Below are 15,009 nucleotides of genomic sequence, written 5' to 3' on the forward strand. Positions count from 1 at the left end.
TAAGCTGGCAAATTTTAAAAGCCCAAAAGTAAAAGCCTTGCTACGCAAGGCTTTTACTTTTGGGTTTAGAGAAAGGATTTGCTACGCAAACCCTTTCTCTAAACCCATTTCAAATTATCTCGAACTCATGCTAAATGATGATTAAAATGATGATTAAAATGATGATTAAGTAGCTGTGCAAAAGAAATTATTAAAACCTGTAAAGTTGCGCCCCTTGCGGGGCGCAACTTTACAGGCTTGGAGCTGTTCGTAAGTAATCACGAATAAATTTAACGAATAATTTTAGTTAGAATTCTGCGTCGCTTTCACGGCGTAATAACCAAGTAATGTCGCCACAGTGAAACCCGTGAAAAATAAGGCAAACAGAACACTGATACCGCCAGTGATGCCAACTTGAGCAAGAATGCCTTTACCAGTTAAAACTTCATTGGCAAAGCCTGCAACCAGTCCAATCATCGCCATCCGACCATTCCAAGTTTCAGCAAAATTACTAAAGCCAAATACGCCTGCCCCTGTAGGATTGACATTAAAATCAAAATTTTTACTAGTTGCCTTAGATTTGTCGCTATTAGAAGCGTCGTTTGCTGCAATCTTATTGGGTGTAGTTGGTGTAGTTACCATGACTGATTACTTTCCTGCAAAAGTTTTTATATTAATTAATTAAAATTTACATTTAATGTAAACAAATGTAAATCTATCAACAGAAATATGCCCTATTGCTTGAACCCCAGTTGCCAAAAGCCAAACAACCCTGAAGGGAGCAAGTTTTGTATGAATTGCGGTAAAACTTTGCAACTTAAAGGGTTGTATGAGGCGATCGCCTTAATTGGGCAAGGAGGGATGGGGCGCACATTTCAGGCAAAGAACTTAGGTCGCTTGGGACAAGCCTGTGCGATTAAGCAATTTCTACCTCAGTTTTACGAACCAGAATTAAGGCAAAAGGCGATCGCTCTCTTTGATCGCGAAGCCAACCAACTTAAAGAGCTTGGTTCCCACCCCCAAATTCCCGAACTGATCGCCTATTTTGAAGAAGAAGGATATTTATATTTAGTGCAAGAACTGATCGAGGGAGTAAACCTCTACATAGAATTGCAGCGTGACGGAATTTTCAGCGAAGCGCAAGTTTGCCAACTCCTAATCAATATTCTGCCCGTTCTGCAATTCATCCACGACCGTCAAGTCATCCATCGCGATATCAAGCCTGAAAACATCATTCGTCGAACTGGAGATCGTCACAATAATTTTGTCCTCGTTGATTTTGGAGCGGCTAAAGACTTTACCTCTAGTTCAAATCGTACGGGCACATTGATCGGTAGTGCGGAATATATTGCTCCCGAACAAGCAAGGGGCAAAGCCTCTCCCCAAAGCGATCTCTATAGTTTAGGAGTGACCTGCATTTATTTATTAACGGGAGTTTCCCCCTTCGATCTTTATGATGATGCAAGCGATCGCTGGATTTGGCAAGAAAAGCTACCAACTTCTATTTCTCGCCATGTAGTCATGATTCTCAATCGTCTTCTGGAAAGAGCGACATCAAATCGTTATGGCTCAGCCAGAGAGGTTTTACAGGATCTACAAGCTTTGGGAACTTACCCGAATCCTAATACTGAGAGTTTAGAGGGAAGCTATACCCCCCTAAGCATTAACCCGAAAAACTATCCACAAATCGCAACCTTAATAGAATTACTAAATTTAGGTCAATGGCAAGAAAGCGATCGACTCACCAATGAGATTATTTTGGAACTGGGAAACAAAGATAGAATTTCTCGATTAACTGCTAAGGAAATCGAGCGCATTGACTGCGAGATCTGGCTAGCGATCGATCGGGCATGGATGCAAGCTAGCAATAATCGTTTTGGTTGGAGCATTCAGCAGCAAATCTGGGTAAATTTAGGCGGCAAATTGATTTATACCGAAGATAATTATTGGGAATTCGCTGCTATTTATGAGAAGTTTGCCGATCGCCTTGGATGGCGTAAACCAAGTTGGTTCAATCTCGATTTTTCGCCAAGGATTTGGCGTACCTATGAGAATTTGATCTTTGCGATCGACGCTCCGCTCGGACATTTACCCAGCTTGTTTTTTTGGGAAGGATTTAATTTAGTCGATCCCGTTTTCTATCGCTTGGAAGTCTGCCGTCAAAGCAGGAACCATGCATGAATTGTCCCTACTTTGATAGACTAAGTAGCTAAGGCATAAGTAAACTTAAAACCTAGAAGAGCGTACCGCCCGCGTAGCAGGCGGTACGCTCTCTGGTTTTGGGTTTTAATTATGCCCAGCTACTTAATGAGCCTCCGCAAAAAATGAACTTGAGCACCTAACTAGGCTAAAGCTGCCCTGAGTTCCGTTGTCACCCGCTTAATTTCTAGCATTAACAATCCCTGCTTCGCCGCTTTGCTTGCTAATACCAGTAATACGGCTTCATCCCCACAACTAGTCAAAATCCCGTATCCTTTCTCGCCTTCAACATATAGGCGATCGATGCCACCCCTAGCGAGTTCGCTGCCGATGCGTTCGCCCAAGGAGAGCATGGCGGCTGACATTGCGGAAACCCTTTCTTCATCCATGCCACTGGGCAATGTTGAGGCTAGGGGTAAACCATCAGGAGACACCAACGCGGCTCCCTGTACATCACTGGTACTCGTGACCAAGTTTTGCAAAATACTTTCCAATTTCGCGACATTAATGCTCATTCTTTTATCCTTAACTTGAACTTTTGCTTGAACTTTTGCTTGAACTTTTGGTTGGATTAATGGGGATTACGGGTCTAGAAGAGATGGCTATCCAATCACTTCAAACTCAACGACATCGTGGGAACCACCTCGTAAAACTGATTCAGTTTGCTTACCACGTAGACGCTTGGACGTGACATGTTCGAGCACCCCTTGAATAGCTCCCAAGGTGAAAGTCAGTTTGCGAGGAGAGCCTTCTGGTTCTCCCGTAGAGCAAATTGTTTCGCGACAATATACTTTGATTGCTTCCCCAACTTGTTCGATCTTATCGACAATGCAAAGCCTCGTTCCGTCTTTACCCAACGCTTTCTGAAGGAGGGGAACAAGTCCCTCAAGAGAAGTTTCATTCTCCGACAGTCCAAGCTGTTTGGCAAGTTGCTTACCGCGATTACGACCTGCGGCAATGAGGGTAATCATGGCAGCTTTTTCACCGAGAGCCTCTTCAGCCCCAGTGACGAGCGCTCTAAAACAAACAATACTGCTGAAATCTCCAAGTTCTGGACGCATATAAAGCCTCAAAATTGATTAAACTAAAACAAACAGATAAAACACACAGAGTTTCGCACAGAGTTTTGCGCAGAGTTTCGCAGAATTTCGCTTCTACTGCATTCTTGCCGCACCCGTAGTGATCAGACGTTTGAATAGACTTTCAGTCCATCCAGTTTCACGCATGACCGCTTGTGATGAGACTTCAACATAGGCTTGCTCGATAAAGGCAAGATCGATCATACAGATTCTTCCCAAAGCATCACGAAGATCTTCAGAAAGCCCTGCTGATTTGAGTTGTTTGCCTACTTCATTAACCACCGTTGCCATGGCAGGAACGACGTGCTGAGGACCGATCCCAATCTGAACGTGAACCAGTCCGATCCGCCAACGTCTTTCAGCATAGGCGATCCCCCAATCGTCCATGCCTGTGAACATTTCTCCAAACCATTCAACGAAGGTTTCATTCAATCGATGCATCCGACCTTCTTTGGCATTCAGGATCTGATTCATTTCGCGATCGCGGGCTAGGTAGGCATAAAAGACTTCTGCCATCTGCAAAGCGATCGAACTCCCCCATGCAGCATTCGCTTTGAGTAAAGCTTTATCCGCATCAGAGAAAGATATACGCGCCTCCATAGTTTGCATGAAAGCCTGAGAACTGAGAGACATAGATTACTCCTTATGATTTTTCTATAGTTCCTTACCAGCTTTTTGTTTTCTTAACGTTTGCCTTAACGTTTGCCTTAACATTTGCTTCTTAGAAACAATAGTTATCCCGTACTCCCCATTTATTAATGTACCGCAAAAAAGCAATTTTTTGCAGATTGCTGACAGATTTTAACATAACTATAATTTAAGAATAAAACCCTCAAATTATTATCTCAAATTATTTCTCAAATTATTTCTCAAATTATTATTTTTACATTATGTTTACAAGGTCACAGTTATTTATACTTAGAGCTAATCAAGTCAAGTACCACAGTTAGTAGTATTTCCTAGCAATATCCAGCAATATATTCTCTAATTTAAAGACTCATAGCGCTTCTCAATATAAATCAATGGAGTAATTCACTATATTTTTTGTAGACTTATTGCAAGGAATTACCAAGAATAAAAAATTCATTCTTTAGAAATGTTTGTTAATGTGGAATTTTAATTGCCGTGGTAATCCTAAATCATTGGCAAATCTTACTGTTTATAGAGGCAGATTTCTTGGGAGTGAGCCTCCCTATAAGTAGCTGGGCATAATTAAGCGATAGCATCAAACCTGTGGTGTAGTATAGGTAAGAACCACATTTCTTAGACTTTATTTAGACTTTATATTTAATTGTGCCTAGCTAATGAGTGCAGGAATCATAGTGCAGAAATCATAGTGCAGAAATCATATTTTTTAGGAAACAATTGCTTAGATTTGAGAAGCGATTGTCTCTATTGGGCTAGGGAAAATGATTTTAGCGATCGCAGCGTAATTACTCCCAATCATTTATGGTGCTGCAATTCTATATAATACTATCATCCTAAATAATTCCAGAAAGAGGCTCTCGCCAATTATTTGATTTCACAAATAAAATAGGATTGCTATACAATATAGTTATTCTAAACGTTTTGTGGAAACGCACCCCCGAGGGGTGAATTTTCACAAACCCAAAAATCTACAAATGATTTAGGATAGCTATATTTATAGTGAATTGTAAATATTACAAATAAATACTGTAAATATTTGCAGATATAGATGGGAATAGGCTAAGAACTGCTATGTAGGGGGGCAATGACTTGATCGGGTTAAATAATTATTGAGTGTCTTTTAGCTGTTATTTGGGAATGTTTGAGAATGGCAATAGAAATAAAACAAGAATATGGCATTCGTGAATTAGTCAAAAGATTTGAAGCGATATTATCAGGATTTGCTGAACAGACTAGCGATCGTGGCTGTAGGTACGATCGGGCGTATCTTGACCATGCTATTTCCAAAGCAATTCTGCGTTATATCAAAAGCTATGCCGAATCCCATACATCCATCCAATTAATTGGGATGAATCATCCCACCTCTTTAGCTTCAATTTACATATCACAAAAATTCTGCGCTTACACTTCGATTCGTAGTTTTGAGTCGGTGGACGATATGGAGGAATCCTTTACTCGCGCTCTGCAACGCAGTGCTTATTGTAAAGGCAATAATCTATTGGGATTAAACCTTGCGAATGAAGAAGAATATTTGATGGTTTTGGGACTTCCTGCTGCTGGCAAGACCACTTTTTTAAAATACATTGGATCTGAGGCATTGCGTTATCCCAAAAGCCGATACAAATACGATCTCTTGCCTGTTTTTTTGCCAATGCGAAGGTTTTGCAGCAACACCGATACTTTGTTGTTAGCGATCGCCGAAGAGTTTGAAAGATGTGGATTTCCTGAGCCACAGGAACTAGCGATCTGGATGTTGGAGCGAGGGGAATTACTGATTTTGATTGATGGTTTAAACGAATCGGTTCTATCGCATAAACAGCTATCCCATCTTGTGACTGAGTTTGTCAGCACTTATCCACGCAATCGTTATATTGTTTCTAGTCGGTTAAATTGCTACGAGAATAGCCTCGGTCAGTTCCTAGAGGTCGAACTTCTGCCTTGGGGAGATCTGCATGTTCAGGAATATATCCATAAGTGGTGTACCGTTAATCAAATAGGCATAAATGGACTGACTCAAGAAACGAAGCAGAATGCGGTAGACGATCCTGCCTCCGAAGCGGCGCAGCGATGCTGGAAACTTCTACAAATCAATGACATCGCTAGAGAGTTGGCTAAATCGCCCTTGAGTTTATCGTTACTCTGTCTATTATTATGCGATCGCCGATATAGCGTGCCTAGTAATGTCAGCGGACTTTACAAAAAAAGCATCAATCTCATCTTAGAAGAACAAGTAATCAAACAGCATCTCAACTGTACGGAAGTAGTTAATAACCTGAGTACTGACATCTTAGAGCTGATATTAATCGATATAGCTTACCGAGGATTTGAAAAGCATCAACTGGAGTTCACCTTGGAGGTAATAACCAATTATCTACAGGACTTACTGGGTAACTATCTGCAAAAATTTCAAGAATTATCTATTCCCATGATACTAGAAGTCTTTCAGCAATTGGGAATCTGTAAAATTGTTAATTCTATTGATGGAATGGTCTTTACCTTTAGTCATATTGCTTTCCAAGAATACTTTGTTGCCTTGTATGTATATCGACATCACAAAACTAAATCCTTAGTTACCCATCATTTAAGCGATCGCCATTGGCAGAATGTTTTTCTTTTTCTCGCAGGAATGAGCAATGGCAATGTGGAAGAGCTGTTGTTAGACATGGAAGCTCAAGTTACTACCTATATTAATCAACCAAAGCTGAATAAACTATTGGTCTGGTTAGAGAGATCTGCCGCCTACGCGACAGGAAACTTAAAAGATGTATCAAAGCGGATTGTCGCTTTATTTGTGGCGCGTCCTCGCTTTTTAACCAAGCTAGCACCTGCGCTAAGTTTAATGAGAGTGCTGACGATCGCAAGGAAACTCTATGAGATGTTTGATGCATCCCTAGATTTCGACAGGGTTTTTGAAGCAGAACTTTCTCTAAGTCTTTCGCATGCCCTTGATTTTGATAGCGTAACGGAAATAAATTTAGCAACCCAACTGTGCAATCAGCTCGAACAAGCCTTAGTTTCGGTTGAATTTGATTCGGGACAAATTAACTTTCAGAACTTGCGCTCTAAATTAGATAATTTATACGCTCAAGCTCCTAACTACGAGCAATCAATAGAAGTGCGCGAACAGTTTCGCAGCCAAATCAGCCTTACTTGGGCGCAAACTCTGTATCTACCTTTAGATTCCAATCATCTTTCCTTATTGGAAATTGAAAATTTAGAGAATTATCTCTACGCAAATTTGTTGATGGTGCAGTGCAAAAATGCAGCGATCGCTATTTCACCAGTAACTTGGAATAAAATTGAATCGAGAATATTTAGAGTCGCTCACAAGTCATAGCCTATCTCAATCACACCCATTTCCGCTCAAACGAATCAAAAAAAGATGAGTGGCGGCAATAAACCCCAAAGATGAGTGGCGGCGCGAAGCGCCGCCACTCATCTTTGGGGTTTTTGATTTAAAAAATCTTGCACGTTAATCTGTAAAAAACCACCTAAGCTTTGAGCCATATTTTGAGCAGTTGCGATCGAGTTAGAAACTAGTGCAATCGGGCTTTTTCTGCCATAAATATAGATTTTAATATAGTAAAAAGTTCCGCCTTTATTTCCTCTTACCTTAGTCATTTTAATTTCTTGGATATCTGTCAGTAAAAACTGATAATTCCGCTTGCCAAAAATTGTTTGTACTTCCCAAATTAAAGATTGTGAATTGCGGTCAAAAGTTAAACAATGCCATTGCAATAAAAGATACGTTAGCAATATCTCGATCGCAGGAAATAATAAAAGCAAACAGGGGAAGACTAGCACTTGCCATTGTTGACTGGCAGGATAAATTAACTCTATTTTCCCGCTACCAGAATCAACAAATTTATTAAACTTTTCTACCCATGAGGCTAACTCTTCAGCCTCCATATTAAGGCTAGAGGATAGGCGATCGCTAAATATAATTATTTCGGTCTCATTCGTTTTTAAGGTAATCCATTGCTGGTCACTACCCTTTTTACGGGTAACCAAATGAAAATCAGCTTTAGTAACATTTTGCCATGTCGTTTCTTCAGGCTTGGCATATCCAAAAAAGCGATCGGCAGTTTGCTTGCAAATAACTTTTTTGGATGCATTATGCTCACAGCTTAGGGTCTTTGTCCCTATGGAATTGAGGCTGTCATAGGCAATAAATGGAAAAGAAAATAATGGAGCCATACAAGCTGAACCCCAAACACTTAAAATCACTATAATAATGACTTCAGGTTTCCCTTTAATTGTCATTTTTTGAGCATTTTCAGTTTGGACTATATCGTATTGCATAAAATTCTCAACCTTTAAAATTCAACAAAAAAGCACCCCTTCGGGGTGCTTTTCTATTTAGATATGCGCTGCGCGTTTGTAGGCTTCATCCAAGACTTCGCTGAGTGTTGGGTGAGCGTGAACAATCGTCGCTAACTTCTGAACCGTTTGGCGATCGCGTATTGCCGCCGAGGCCTCATGAATCAAGTCCGAAGCATGGATCCCGATGAATCGCAAAGCTATGATTTTATGCATGAAGCGAGTGCTTTGTGTGAATGGTGAGATTACAGGCATATCAACGATGATTTCTTTCCATACTGGGGTGCTTTTTGCACTCAACTAAATTTTGTAATATAATTACCAGAAAGTTTCTGATCTTTGGATTTGTCAATATATTTAATGAATAGTCAAGCAATTCAAGTCAAAAGTGAAAATATCTTGTTTCAGCCTTGGGTGGGTAGTAAGTATGGCAGCGAAAGTATATTCAAAATTCCGATTTTGATTGTTGGGGAATCAAATTGGGGTGTATCAAAAGGAGCAGAAAAGGATTCTACCTTTACGCATCTATTGATTGAGAGCATTATTTATGCTAGATGGCAACATAACTTCTTCAGTACCATTCAAAGTACTTTTGCAGAAAAAGCTAACTCTGAGGATTCACGTAAAGAATTTTGGGGATCTGTCGCTCATTGTGAATATATTCAAGATTGGCTTCCAAGACCTAGGGTGAAACCTGATAAAAATATGTGGAAAAAGGCAGCGCCTATTTTTAAAGATGTAGTGGAACAATTAAAGCCCAAATGTATATTATTTACAGGTAAAGGGCTGTTTAATAGGGCAACAGCGGGGCTGTCAGGAGATACCTTAGCCATTGACGAAAGTTTTGCTCCTACTTATAAAAATCCTCATGTTACTGTGCAAATAAATGGGGCATTAGCTTCGTGGGTTTACCATCCTTCTGCTCATGGTAATCTGGGTCATTATAGTAAAGGTAGAGGAGTTGTTAGATCGCTTATAGAAGCTGCTGGTGGAAGACCTTTAATCTAAATTTTTCAAAAAAATTTTATGAGTACAAACCAATGACACTAATCGCTGTTTCACCTTGCTTATATGAATCTGACTATGCTTTGTGGACTGACGACATTGCTGCAAAGCTTAGAGCTAAAGATTTTGAGAATTTAGATTTAGATAACTTAATAGAGGAGATGGAGGCTTTGGGGCGATCAGAACGACATGAATTAAAAAGTCGCTTGGATGTTCTACTCAGCCATATTCTCAAGCGCTTGTATGTTGATTTGTCCAATGATTACAACGGATGGGAACGTACAATACGAGAACAACGCAAGCAAATTAAGCGGCGGTTAGCTGATTCACCTAGCCTCAACTCGTACTTAGGACAAATCTTTGAGGAAGTTTGGCTAGATGCACTTACAGAAGTTCAAGAAGATTATCCGCAAGTGAAATTTCCTAAAGTTTGGCAATTTAGCTGCAATCTTGAGACTTTGCTCAATCACAAGTTTTGGGAATAAATAAAAAAGCATCCCGATGGGATGCTTTTTTATTTAGATATGCGCTGCGCGTTTGTAAGCTTCATCCAAAACTTCGCTGAGCGTTGGGTGCGCGTGAACAATCGTCGCTAACTTCTGAACCGTTTGGCGATCGCGTATTGCCGCCGAGGCTTCATGAATCAAGTCCGAAGCATGGATACCAATGATATGCACGCCCAAGAGTTCACCCGTATCTTCGCGGTAAACAATCTTGGCTAAGCCTTCGGTTTCTCCCTCAGCGATCGCTTTGGAATTGCCCTTAAAGTAAGACTTTGCCGTAGCTACCTTAAAGCCTTCGGCTGCGCCTTTTTCCTTCGCCTGTGGTTCGGTCAAGCCAACAAAGCTAACTTCAGGATGGGTGAATGCTGCCGCAGGGATGCTTTGATAATCAACTGTAGCTGCCCGACCACAGATATTTTCTACCGCCACAATCCCCTGAGCCGAAGCTGCGTGAGCCAACATCATCTTGCCCGTCGCATCCCCGATCGCCCAAAGATGGGGAACGGAAGTCGCCATTGTGTCATCCACATCAATGAATCCCCGCTGATTCGGCGCAATACCTACGCTTTCTAAACCGATATCCTTAGTAAGCGGAATTCTTCCTGTGGCAACCAAGCAAGCATCCACTTCCAGAACTTCCACAACCTTCTTGGTCTTGGCATCGGTCAGTTCAATCTTGACAGGAGAACCTGCGGTAATCTTTGTGGCGAATACACCCGTTCTCGTTTCGATATCGCGAGGTTTGAGAAGTACGCGCTCGGCAATCTTGGCAATATCAGGATCGAAGCCAGGCATCAAAATATCGAGAGCTTCGATCATCGTCACTTCCGAACCCAGCGCTGTATAAACATCGGCAAATTCCAGACCGATGTAACCGCTACCGATAATCGCGACCCATTGGGGCAAGGTTTCTAGACGTACAGCCTGATCGCTAGTGTAGACAGTTTTGCCATCGATTTGAATCCCGCGTGGCACAAATGGCTCGGAACCCGTGGCGAGAATAACGTCTTTAGCGGTGTAGGTCTTATCGCCAACGCTAACTTTTTGGACACCTGCCACACGACCACGCCCTTCTAAAATATCTACGCCTAATCGTTTAAGGCTATTGGTCAAGTCGCCGCGCAATTTCAGGACTAAGTTATCGGCATGACTAGCGATCGCACTGCGATCGAAATTTACTTCACCGACCTCAATGCCTAACGCCTTTAGGTGAGACTTTGCCCGCATTTCGCGCACCCGTCCCGAAGCGGCTAGCAATGCCTTGGAGGGAATGCAGCCACGGTTGACGCAGGTTCCACCCATTACGCCATCTTCAACGATCGCTGTTTTTAAGCCACAAGCGACGGCATGGAGAGCTGCGCCATGTCCACCTACACCAGCACCAATAATGATCAAATCGTAATCAAATTTGTCCGACACCTAATCTTTCTCCAGTAGAATCAATCTACTATTTTTGCATCGTTTGGACATCGTGTTAGCTAGTTAGCGTTAGTTACTATGCAATACAAGTTTTGCGATAAAGTCTCAGTTATAGCTAAAATTTGGTAAGCTGAAAATACTAATTGGGGCTAGATGAGCTATGACCCTTGCGATCGCACAAGTACAGCATCAACCTATCAGCCTAGATGAGTTTATTGCTCGTTATGGGGGTGATAATCGCTATGAATTGATTGATGGAGAGGTGTTCAATTTGGAACCAATGGGGCAGCATGAGGAAGTTGCAGCCTTGATCACAGCAAAAATCTGTGTGCAGATTGATCAATTAGGTTTGCCTTGGTTTGTGTTACAAAGGGGCTTGTTTCGTCCCTCTAGTGCGAGTATGACGGCTTTTCGTCCCGATGTGATGGTTGTGGATCGGACGGAAGTTGCGAAAGAATCTCTCTGGCAAGAACAATCGATCATCACAAGGGGTAGCTCAATCAAGTTTGCTGCGGAAGTTGTAAGTGGTAATTGGCAAAATGATTATGCTCGTAAGGTTGAGGATTACGCAGCTTTAGGTATTCCCGAATATTGGATTGCCGATTATTTAGGTTTAGGTGGGATTCGACATATCGGCAAGCCCAAGCAACCCACTCTTTCGATCTGTACGTTGGCAGATGGAGAGTATGAAATTAATTTGTTTCGTAGTAATGATGCGATCGTTTCGCCCACATTTCCAAATTTGAGCTTAACTGCTGGGCAAGTTTTGACCCCAGCTAACCCAAATAAGAAATAGTTGCTAAATGCTTTTCTGCGCCTTCCCCTAAAATCCAACGAATAGTTGTGAAAAATGCTGGCCAGTAATGTTTGCCATCACCGAAACGTTCGGCAGCAATTTGCTTTTTTAGTAAAATTGGATTAATTAACCCATCATCTCGGTCGTCAAGCTCTTGGGTGATTTCAGCAATTATGGCTACTCTTTCATTTTTTAAACGTTGAACATTGAGCCCCAATTTTTGAATAGTGAATTGAATGTATTCAATAGGAATGCCAACTTTTTTACAAACATTTTCGTCGGGTCTGATTTCACCATCTAAACTGCTAAAACTAAATAATCTTAATGTTGGCAATTCAAGTGGATTTAATAATTTGCCATTGGGCATAAAATCAGCTTTAGCAGCACTACAACAGGCAACTCTGTTGGGTGGTTGTGAGATTCTACGTTCATTTTCTTCTTCAGAAATATCAATAGTTTCCATACCACCTCTGCAATTGGCTAACATATTCCGCCAATCTAGATCGTAGTTTTTTTCTAGAGTGGATTGACTTCGTGGAATAAAATGCTCGACACAACGATCATTGGGATGAAGATCGATTTCACAATAAGCACAAAGTCCTTTTTGATCAATTACAAGTGTCTCACGGACAGAATTATAAGCACTAGTTCGTTTAAAACTTTTCCATGTCTTAGATTGAGAATTATTTTTCTTTTTGTATTTTTGAAACTCATCTGGTTCTGAAGATTTAAGCACATTTTTCATGCGGTCATTTCACGCTCCAATCGACGGATTTGCATGTCGGCTCTAGTAATATCTGGATCAAATGATTTCCAGTCTTGTAACTTATCTCGCAGTCGTTTTGCTTCTTCTAAATTGCCATTATCGATCGCTTCAAAAAGCGCTGTTAATGTCCTTGATTCTTCGGTATCTGGTCGTAAATTATCTAGCCCTAAAACATAGCGCACAACATCCGAGCTTTTCATGCCTCTAGTTGGTGAGGGACATTCTTTGATTTGATAGTCTTCTAAAATCTTGACCTGATGACGCTCTACAGTAGTGACAATTTCGGGGCTATGGGTTGTAGCGATGATTTGAGTATTAGGAAACACTTTGCGGAGGTCGGGAATGATTTTTTGTTGCCAAGTTGGATGAAGATGTAAATCTAGCTCATCAATCATTAATACTGCTTCGGCTTCTAATGGGTTTTCCATCTGTGGATTCGCTTGCGCTAATCGTCTTGCAAAGTCCATTACAAGGGCTAACATATTACGAAAGCCTGAGCTTAATTGATTAAGTGATAATTCGATTTTCTCGCCTATTTCAGTTTCCCATTCAACCATTAATTTAGCTGAAGTTGTTTCAGAGAAATAAACATTGGCATTAGGAGCTATAACTGTTTTAATTACTTTTCGTATCTGTTCCAAATCAGAAAACACAAATTTAGCATTTTCTCTCTTTTTTAATTCCCTAAGTTCTTGTATCTCACGAGCATAGAACCAAGTCATGAACTCAGGCAAACTTGATGCTGCATCAAAAGAGTTTTTGAAAGCATCAAATCTATCAGATGAATTATATGAGCCGTACATCCCAAAAAGATCTGGGTTGACATTAGAAATATTAGTTGAATTACGATTGTTTTTGTAATAGCTAAAAACAGAAATTTCGAGTTTTTCTTCTTGCGATTTGTTGAATTTGCTTGCTATATCACTATAAAGCTGTTCACTTCCTTCTACATTATTTTGTGGATCAGAGAAAAAAGATGTATTGGTCTTGACGCTTAATTTTCGATTATCGTTATTTTTAGCCGTTTTTCTATAAATTATTGTCCAACTTGGAAAATCTCCAGCTATTACAGTAAATTCTGTCTGGTTTATACGTTCACGATTGCTATATTTTGCTGGTAGATCTCTTTGGGCAATTTGTACGGGTTCTTGGTATTTCTTGTTCGAGTATCCCTGATATCTTTTTTCAGCAACTCTTTGTAGCCCATTAATATATGGAAACATAGCCGCAGCGATCGCGTCTAATACTGCACTTTTACCTGAGCCATTATTGCCAACAAATATATTTACATCTGGATTTAAGTTAACCGTCAGATTTTCAAAACATCTAAAGTTTTTAATTTTAACTTGTTGAATATGCATCTTGAATATTTGTATTGCAGATTTACCGTCACAATATCTACTTACTGTAGAAGATGTTAATTAGTCAGTTTTGAGATCGCCGAATCAATCCAAAGAGGTGTACCTTTATTGTGCCATGAGATCTAAAAATTAACCCTGTAGCCATCATCCCAATCTATCATGAGTACTTCCAATCAACTTTTAACCCTAACTTCATGGATGGCAGGAGAATTTAGCAACCGTGAACAATCGCTAGATCAGCCTGTTTGGTTTGTGAACTTAGTCTGGTGGCAACGTCCTATCCCATTTAACGTTTTAGGCAGCATTGCCATCTTTGCCGAACAAGCCAATGCCCTGATCCTCGATCGCCCCTATCGTCAGCGCATTTTGCAATTTGTAGAAAATGACGGCAAGATTCAAGTGAAATATTGGGGCTTTAAAGATCCTGCGGCATGGTCGGGGGCTGGACGCGATCGCGATCGCCTTAATCAGATCGCCATTAATGACATCGAACCCCTCGCTGGTTGCTTACTAGATGTCTCCTTTGCCAATGGTCGCTACAAAGCCGAAATGCCCAAGGAAGCAAAATGTTGTTTTCAATATTTAAACGAATCGCGCCAAGTTGTCTTAGGCTTTGAGGTTAGCGCTGATGAATTTTGGAGTGGCGATCGCGGAGTCGAGCCTAACACAGGCATAGCCATCTGGGGCGCAATCATGGACTTTTATAAATTCTCGAAGATTCAAGATTTTACCCATGAAATCTCCAACATAGCTACAGTCACTTGACTGAGGACAAATCAAACCCCAAGAATTGACTGGCGGCGCGAAGCGCCGCCAGTCAATTCTTGGGGTTTGATTTGTCCTAATACGCTTGGCGACAGCTATAAGTAGCTGAGCATAATTAAAGCCCAGAATCAAAACCTGTAGCGCACGCTGCGCGTGCGCTACAGGTTTT

At 41.0% G+C, this 15,009-nt stretch carries 14 protein-coding genes and 1 pseudogene; 6 read left to right on the forward strand and 9 right to left on the reverse strand.

Features of this window, described 5'->3' with window-relative positions; all coding sequences use genetic code 11:
• Positions 1-282: 282 nt before the first annotated feature.
• Positions 283-621 carry a chlorophyll A-B binding protein gene (locus tag AC805_RS27215; protein WP_055076914.1) on the reverse strand — a complete coding sequence of 113 codons (339 nt, stop codon included), beginning with the start codon at positions 619-621 and terminating at the stop codon, positions 283-285.
• A gap of 87 nt (positions 622-708) precedes the next feature.
• On the opposite strand from AC805_RS27215, the gene AC805_RS19345 reads away from it, so the two are divergent.
• Entirely contained in the window at positions 709-2,160 is a 1,452-nt protein-coding gene (locus AC805_RS19345; protein ID WP_072143685.1) for a protein kinase domain-containing protein, read from the forward strand.
• Between the two features lie 161 nt (positions 2,161-2,321).
• Here the strand turns inward: AC805_RS19345 and AC805_RS19350 are convergent, their stop codons facing one another.
• The 3 genes from AC805_RS19350 to AC805_RS19360 all read right to left on the reverse strand — a co-directional run bounded on the left by AC805_RS19350 (position 2,322) and on the right by AC805_RS19360 (position 3,890).
• Entirely contained in the window at positions 2,322-2,693 is a 372-nt protein-coding gene (locus AC805_RS19350; RefSeq protein ID WP_055076916.1) for a roadblock/LC7 domain-containing protein, read from the reverse strand.
• Between the two features lie 87 nt (positions 2,694-2,780).
• The gene (locus tag AC805_RS19355) at positions 2,781-3,239 is read right to left on the reverse strand and encodes a hypothetical protein (protein ID WP_055076917.1); all 459 of its coding nucleotides are present in this window, start codon (positions 3,237-3,239) and stop codon (positions 2,781-2,783) included.
• A gap of 93 nt (positions 3,240-3,332) precedes the next feature.
• Positions 3,333-3,890 carry a protoglobin domain-containing protein gene (locus tag AC805_RS19360; RefSeq protein WP_055076918.1) on the reverse strand — a complete coding sequence of 186 codons (558 nt, stop codon included), beginning with the start codon at positions 3,888-3,890 and terminating at the stop codon, positions 3,333-3,335.
• Positions 3,891-5,052: 1,162 nt separating this feature from the next.
• Here AC805_RS19360 and AC805_RS19365 point away from each other — a divergent pair.
• Positions 5,053-7,242: an NACHT domain-containing NTPase gene (locus AC805_RS19365; RefSeq protein ID WP_055076919.1), complete on the forward strand. Its 2,190-nt coding sequence runs from the start codon at positions 5,053-5,055 to the stop codon at positions 7,240-7,242.
• Between the two features lie 98 nt (positions 7,243-7,340).
• Here AC805_RS19365 and AC805_RS19370 read toward each other — a convergent pair whose 3' ends face one another.
• Together AC805_RS19370 and AC805_RS24925 are read right to left on the reverse strand one after the other, a co-directional pair.
• Positions 7,341-8,207 carry a hypothetical protein gene (locus tag AC805_RS19370; protein ID WP_055076920.1) on the reverse strand — a complete coding sequence of 289 codons (867 nt, stop codon included), beginning with the start codon at positions 8,205-8,207 and terminating at the stop codon, positions 7,341-7,343.
• A gap of 57 nt (positions 8,208-8,264) precedes the next feature.
• Positions 8,265-8,435, reverse strand: a pseudogene (locus AC805_RS24925) (dihydrolipoyl dehydrogenase); the annotation flags it as partial.
• 150 nt (positions 8,436-8,585) lie between these two features.
• On the opposite strand from AC805_RS24925, the gene AC805_RS19375 reads away from it, so the two are divergent.
• Together AC805_RS19375 and AC805_RS19380 are read left to right on the forward strand one after the other, a co-directional pair.
• Positions 8,586-9,233 (forward strand): hypothetical protein, encoded by a 648-nt coding sequence (locus AC805_RS19375; RefSeq protein WP_055076921.1) that lies wholly within the window; start codon positions 8,586-8,588, stop codon positions 9,231-9,233.
• 32 nt (positions 9,234-9,265) lie between these two features.
• Complete coding sequence (locus AC805_RS19380) at positions 9,266-9,715, forward strand: DUF29 domain-containing protein (RefSeq protein WP_055076922.1); 450 nt, start codon at positions 9,266-9,268, stop codon at positions 9,713-9,715.
• Positions 9,716-9,748: 33 nt separating this feature from the next.
• On the opposite strand, the gene lpdA is transcribed toward AC805_RS19380, so the two are convergent.
• Positions 9,749-11,152, reverse strand: coding sequence for a dihydrolipoyl dehydrogenase (gene lpdA / locus AC805_RS19385; protein ID WP_055076923.1), 1,404 nt, complete (start codon positions 11,150-11,152; stop codon positions 9,749-9,751).
• Positions 11,153-11,312: 160 nt separating this feature from the next.
• Here lpdA and AC805_RS19390 point away from each other — a divergent pair, with 160 nt between their 5' ends.
• Complete coding sequence (locus AC805_RS19390) at positions 11,313-11,948, forward strand: Uma2 family endonuclease (RefSeq protein WP_055076924.1); 636 nt, start codon at positions 11,313-11,315, stop codon at positions 11,946-11,948.
• On the opposite strand, the gene AC805_RS19395 is transcribed toward AC805_RS19390, so the two are convergent.
• Both AC805_RS19395 and AC805_RS19400 read right to left on the reverse strand, forming a co-directional pair.
• Entirely contained in the window at positions 11,929-12,693 is a 765-nt protein-coding gene (locus AC805_RS19395) for a retron system putative HNH endonuclease (RefSeq protein WP_055076925.1), read from the reverse strand. The two genes, AC805_RS19390 and AC805_RS19395, sit on opposite strands and share 20 nt — an antisense overlap.
• Positions 12,690-14,075, reverse strand: a complete 1,386-nt coding sequence (locus AC805_RS19400; RefSeq protein WP_055076926.1) for an AAA family ATPase — start codon at positions 14,073-14,075, stop codon at positions 12,690-12,692. The genes AC805_RS19395 and AC805_RS19400 overlap by 4 nt, the downstream gene beginning before the upstream one ends.
• 159 nt (positions 14,076-14,234) lie before the next feature.
• Between AC805_RS19400 and AC805_RS19405 the strand changes: the two genes are divergently transcribed.
• Positions 14,235-14,840 (forward strand): chromophore lyase CpcT/CpeT, encoded by a 606-nt coding sequence (locus AC805_RS19405; protein WP_055076927.1) that lies wholly within the window; start codon positions 14,235-14,237, stop codon positions 14,838-14,840.
• Positions 14,841-15,009 lie beyond the last annotated feature (169 nt).

This window comes from Pseudanabaena sp. 'Roaring Creek' (genome assembly GCF_001402795.1).
In the GTDB taxonomy this organism is placed as follows: domain Bacteria; phylum Cyanobacteriota; class Cyanobacteriia; order Pseudanabaenales; family Pseudanabaenaceae; genus Pseudanabaena.

Bases quoted from the DNA above. Each gene is read 5' to 3' on its own strand.
- AC805_RS19360 (WP_055076918.1), bottom strand. From the start codon at position 3,890: ATGTCTCTCAGTTCTCAGGCTTTCATGCAAACTATGGAGGCGCGTATA.
- AC805_RS19380 (WP_055076922.1), top strand. From the start codon at position 9,266: ATGACACTAATCGCTGTTTCACCTTGCTTATATGAATCTGACTATGCT.
- AC805_RS19365 (WP_055076919.1), top strand. From the start codon at position 5,053: ATGGCAATAGAAATAAAACAAGAATATGGCATTCGTGAATTAGTCAAA.
- AC805_RS19400 (WP_055076926.1), bottom strand. From the start codon at position 14,075: ATGCATATTCAACAAGTTAAAATTAAAAACTTTAGATGTTTTGAAAAT.
- AC805_RS19390 (WP_055076924.1), top strand. From the start codon at position 11,313: ATGACCCTTGCGATCGCACAAGTACAGCATCAACCTATCAGCCTAGAT.
- AC805_RS19370 (WP_055076920.1), bottom strand. From the start codon at position 8,207: ATGCAATACGATATAGTCCAAACTGAAAATGCTCAAAAAATGACAATT.
- AC805_RS19375 (WP_055076921.1), top strand. From the start codon at position 8,586: ATGAATAGTCAAGCAATTCAAGTCAAAAGTGAAAATATCTTGTTTCAG.
- AC805_RS19350 (WP_055076916.1), bottom strand. From the start codon at position 2,693: ATGAGCATTAATGTCGCGAAATTGGAAAGTATTTTGCAAAACTTGGTC.
- AC805_RS19355 (WP_055076917.1), bottom strand. From the start codon at position 3,239: ATGCGTCCAGAACTTGGAGATTTCAGCAGTATTGTTTGTTTTAGAGCG.
- AC805_RS19405 (WP_055076927.1), top strand. From the start codon at position 14,235: ATGAGTACTTCCAATCAACTTTTAACCCTAACTTCATGGATGGCAGGA.
- AC805_RS27215 (WP_055076914.1), bottom strand. From the start codon at position 621: ATGGTAACTACACCAACTACACCCAATAAGATTGCAGCAAACGACGCT.
- AC805_RS19395 (WP_055076925.1), bottom strand. From the start codon at position 12,693: ATGAAAAATGTGCTTAAATCTTCAGAACCAGATGAGTTTCAAAAATAC.
- AC805_RS19345 (WP_072143685.1), top strand. From the start codon at position 709: ATGCCCTATTGCTTGAACCCCAGTTGCCAAAAGCCAAACAACCCTGAA.